The sequence below is a fragment of the Chloroflexus sp. genome (assembly GCF_034432675.1).
Classification (GTDB): Bacteria; Chloroflexota; Chloroflexia; order Chloroflexales; family Chloroflexaceae; genus Chloroflexus.
Map to the genome: position 1 here is coordinate 1 of NZ_DAOUBI010000088.1, position 3891 is coordinate 3891.

Here is a 3891-nt window from a genome sequence, read left to right on the forward strand (position 1 = left end):
CTTTGGGTCAGGTGCGTGTCACGCGGTTGACCGTGCTGGTCACGGGTGTGCGGTGTGTGCTCGTTACGACCATAGAGTCCGTCAGTAACACGAGATAACTTTTAACATACACCCGCCATGTCGGTTGCGACCCGCCGTCGTGTCCTCTGTGGCCTGGTGGTTTTCATGTCGCCACCAGGTTCCAGCGAACGCTGCCTGCATCCAGTCACCGGGTGATTATTTTACATGTTATAATCTTGCGGTAATAGGGCTTAAGATGCTGATGTACAAGTGAGGCTACCGATGCAGAACCTATGGCACGATCTGGAACCCGGTCCAGACGTTCCGAATGTCATTCATGTTGTAGTTGAAATTCCAAAGGGATCACGCAACAAATATGAATTTGACAAGCGGATTGGGGCATTCCGCCTTGATCGCGTGCTCTACTCCGCCGTGCAATACCCCGGCGATTACGGCTTTATGCCGCAGACGTACTACGATGATGGCGATCCGCTCGATGTGTTGGTGATGACCAACCTGCCCACTTTCCCTGGTTGCATTGTGGAGGCACGGCCACTGGGGTTGTTCCGTATGCTCGATAAGGGTGAGCCGGATGACAAAGTGCTCGCCGTGCTACAGTATGATCCCTTCTTCGCCGACTACCACAACTACACGGCACTGCCGGCGCACTATCTGCGCGAAGTCGAGCACTTCTTTACCGTTTACAAAGACCTGGAAGGCTCACGGGTCGAACCGGTCGGCTGGGAGTCGGCGGATGTGGCTCGCGAGCGGATTCAGTACTCGATAGATCGCTACTGGGATATGCGCGCCGGTCGCGTGCTCAAGCGTGCCTGATCGGATGGTCATGACTTCACGCCGTTCACTTTCGCATCGCACAGCCTATTCGGCGGGCGGTGTTATTTATCGGGTTGTTGCCACGCAGATCGAAGTGGTACTGATTGCAACCGATCGTGGTGAGCGTTGGGGGCTGCCCAAAGGGCACGTAAACCGGGGCGAAACCGCGGAGGCTGCGGCTGTGCGCGAAATAGCCGAAGAGACTGGGCTTGAGGGCGTTGTGGAGCGGCATCTGGCGACAATTGAGTACTGGTTTCGCTCCGGTCATAGCCGGGTCCACAAGTATGTCGATCTGTTTCTGCTCCGCTATGAACGGGGTGAGGTGCGACCACAGATCGGCGAAGTTGACGATGCTCGCTGGTTCCCGCTCGATGAAGCGCTCCAGCGGGTTTCATTCGAGCGGGAACGTGATGTGCTATTGTTGGCCCGGCAGGCACTCTGTGATGCGAGCGGTAATGCAAAGGTATGATCTACACTATCGAAGTGCAACTGGATGAAGGTATCACCGCCGACAGCGCACTGGTTGAACGCGCTGCGGCGGCAGTGCTGGCCGCCGAGCAGATGCCGGAAGGCTGTGAGGTTGGAATTCGCATCACTACCGATGATGAGCTTCACCGCCTGAATCGCGATTTTCGCGGGGTTGATGCGCCAACCGATGTCCTTTCGTTTGCCGATGATGGGCACGATAGCCGCTTTGTGGCCGCACCGGATCAGCTACGCTACCTCGGCGATATTGCGATCTCGTACCAGCGGGTGCTGGCCCAGGCCGCCGAGTACGGCCACAGTCCGGCTCGCGAACTGGCGTACCTGACGGTGCATGGCGTTCTGCACCTGCTCGGCTACGATCACGAGCAAGGCCCCGCTGAAGCGGCACGCATGCGTGACCGCGAAGAAGAGATCATGACCATTCTTGGTCTGCCACGCGAGTAGTATCTGTTTCACGGATGATATTCGTGTTGGAATGGGGGTGGAAGGCGTTCCTTCCACCCTCATTGCATATCACTCGCCTATCGCCGCTTGCGGTTCGCTGACAGATCGAACCCGCCAACTCGCCTGTTTAGCGCCGGTGTCGGCCAAAGATCATGTCAACGCCGTAGTCAATTACCAGATAGAGACCAACCGCCAGCAGCAGTAATCCCCACCACGGCATCTGCACAAAGATCACAATATGCAGGCGCGACCAGATCAACCAAAAGACGAACAAGATGATCAACGTGCTGATGAGTGAACGAACCTGACGTGTCATAAATTACGATCCTGGTCTGGTGCCACTCCGTGGCAATGCTTGTCGTTTGCCGCCGAAACTTGGTATACGCCATTCAACTTGCTGGTGTATATCACATAATCTGTACATGCGTTATCGATAGTATTATTTATCTTTTTATGTCATGTAATACTGTACCATTTTAGTACTAATAACCTATTGCTAAACATTTTTCAGACAGATGTATTATGACCAGTCTCTGTTGAGTTTTCATTGTTGTGGAGGAGATTAATGCCACTACCTTTCGTCCCTCTCGTCTTGTTAGGTGGTTCGGTAATTGCCGGCGTTAAGGGTACTGTTGATACAATACATGCTACTCAAAAAATCAAAGAACTGAACGATATGTACGAGAGACGACGAGCTGTACATGAACAATCTAGAGCAGAGTACGAGGCAGCTCATAATCACCTTGCCCACTGCGTGAAGAGACACAACGATCTACGTCGCCATGCATATGATACGCTCCAAAAAGCTGTTATGTTTCTGGAACGGGCAAAAGTTAAGAATCGATTTTTCAATAGAAGATATCAATGAGCTGCTTCTGCAACAGCCCGCTAACCGGCAAGATGTCGATATTGCTCCCATCGAGATAGTTCAGGTTGTGCTTAAAGCGGCCGGGGCCAGCACAGCAATAGCCGCAACAGTCCAAAGCGCTGTTCACACTTTGGGTATTGCTTCAACCGGTACGGCGATCAGCACGCTGAGTGGAGCTGCTGCCACCAATGCGACACTGGCCTGGCTTGGCGGAGGTGCTCTAGCTGTCGGTGGTGGTGGGATGGCCCTCGGTACAGCTGTTCTCGGCGGATTGGTTGTCGGCCCAGCTCTGTTGACTGCTGGTTTGTCCTTACAGGGCACAACTGCCCAGGTTAAAACTACGGTGGAGCAACAGATCGCAGCGATGGAAGTTGCAGAAGAGAAGATGCAGAATCGCATCGCTGAGTACTACGTCATTCAAGAGCGTATCAAAGAGCTTGAGACGACGATTAATCAACTGACCGCTACACTGAGCAATATGCTCGCCACTGCCGATCCAAACCGTGAGGAAGACCTGTTTGAAGTAGTAAAGGTTGCGAAGGGGCTGGCTGAAGCCATCGATGTGAAGATATTGCTATAGGCAGCTTGAAACAGAGGAATCAGAAATGCCATCATTCGATATGCCGCTCGCCAAGTGCCCGTGCTCGATGCCATCAAGGTCATTACCGCCTTTACCGAAACGATTAAGATTGTTCAGACCGAAGAGACAAAGCGTGCGCGGATTGCGGTGCAGCGTGATGTGTTGATCCAGGCGCTTTGTAACGAGTGCAAGTTTATCCTGGCCTACTTTGCGCTTCGCCGATCGTAGGGAAGCCCTTGACCGCTTCTATCTCTTGCTGGATTACGGTGTCACCCACCACGACACGACGAGTATCGATGCTGCATCAAGAAGTATACGCAACGGAGCGAGCGCTTGAAGGCGTCACCCACCACGACACGACGAATATCGATGCTGCTGCGTAACTATTCTATCACGTCGCTATCAATATGTAAGTGTCACCCACCACGACACGACGAGTATCGATGCTGCGCTCACGGGCATTCTTGGTATTATTCAAGACAATCCGCTGCGTGATTTTGAAACGTTCAAGAAGTGTATGGTACGCCCAGATTTTGTAATTGAATTGTGATTGTGGTTCCGGTGAGCGATTTGCAAAGGAGAGATGAATTTATGACGCCAGGGGATATTAGCCATTGCCCCTGGCGTCGTTCATGCTGCTCGTGAGGTAGCATCTATTTCAGAAAACACCTACCATTGC

Annotated in this window: 6 protein-coding genes; 5 read left to right on the top strand and 1 reads right to left on the bottom strand. The window is 52.8% G+C overall.

Annotation, left to right across the window (positions count from 1 at the left end; translation table 11 throughout):
* Nucleotides 1-282 precede the first annotated feature (282 nt).
* The 3 genes from VAE55_RS06805 to ybeY are packed head-to-tail and all read left to right on the top strand — an operon-like array spanning nt 283 to nt 1764.
* On the top strand, nt 283-834 hold the full coding sequence (locus VAE55_RS06805; RefSeq protein WP_012259161.1) for an inorganic diphosphatase: 552 nt from the start codon (nt 283-285) through the stop codon (nt 832-834).
* 10 nt (nt 835-844) lie between these two features.
* The gene (locus VAE55_RS06810) at nt 845-1303 is read left to right on the top strand and encodes an NUDIX hydrolase (RefSeq protein WP_322815045.1); all 459 of its coding nucleotides are present in this window, start codon (nt 845-847) and stop codon (nt 1301-1303) included.
* The gene (ybeY, locus tag VAE55_RS06815) at nt 1300-1764 is read left to right on the top strand and encodes an rRNA maturation RNase YbeY (protein ID WP_322815046.1); all 465 of its coding nucleotides are present in this window, start codon (nt 1300-1302) and stop codon (nt 1762-1764) included. Before VAE55_RS06810 ends, ybeY begins: the two co-directional genes overlap by 4 nt.
* Nucleotides 1765-1891: 127 nt before the next feature.
* Here the strand turns inward: ybeY and VAE55_RS06820 are convergent, their stop codons facing one another.
* A complete protein-coding gene (locus VAE55_RS06820; RefSeq protein WP_287157650.1) occupies nt 1892-2080 on the bottom strand; it encodes a hypothetical protein in 189 nt (62 codons plus the stop codon).
* Nucleotides 2081-2546: 466 nt separating this feature from the next.
* On the opposite strand from VAE55_RS06820, the gene VAE55_RS06825 reads away from it, so the two are divergent.
* Nucleotides 2547-3212, top strand: a complete 666-nt coding sequence (locus VAE55_RS06825) for a hypothetical protein (protein ID WP_322815047.1) — start codon at nt 2547-2549, stop codon at nt 3210-3212.
* A 60-nt stretch (nt 3213-3272) separates the two neighbouring features.
* Complete coding sequence (locus VAE55_RS06830; RefSeq protein ID WP_322815048.1) at nt 3273-3440, top strand: hypothetical protein; 168 nt, start codon at nt 3273-3275, stop codon at nt 3438-3440.
* Nucleotides 3441-3891: the final 451 nt, after the last annotated feature.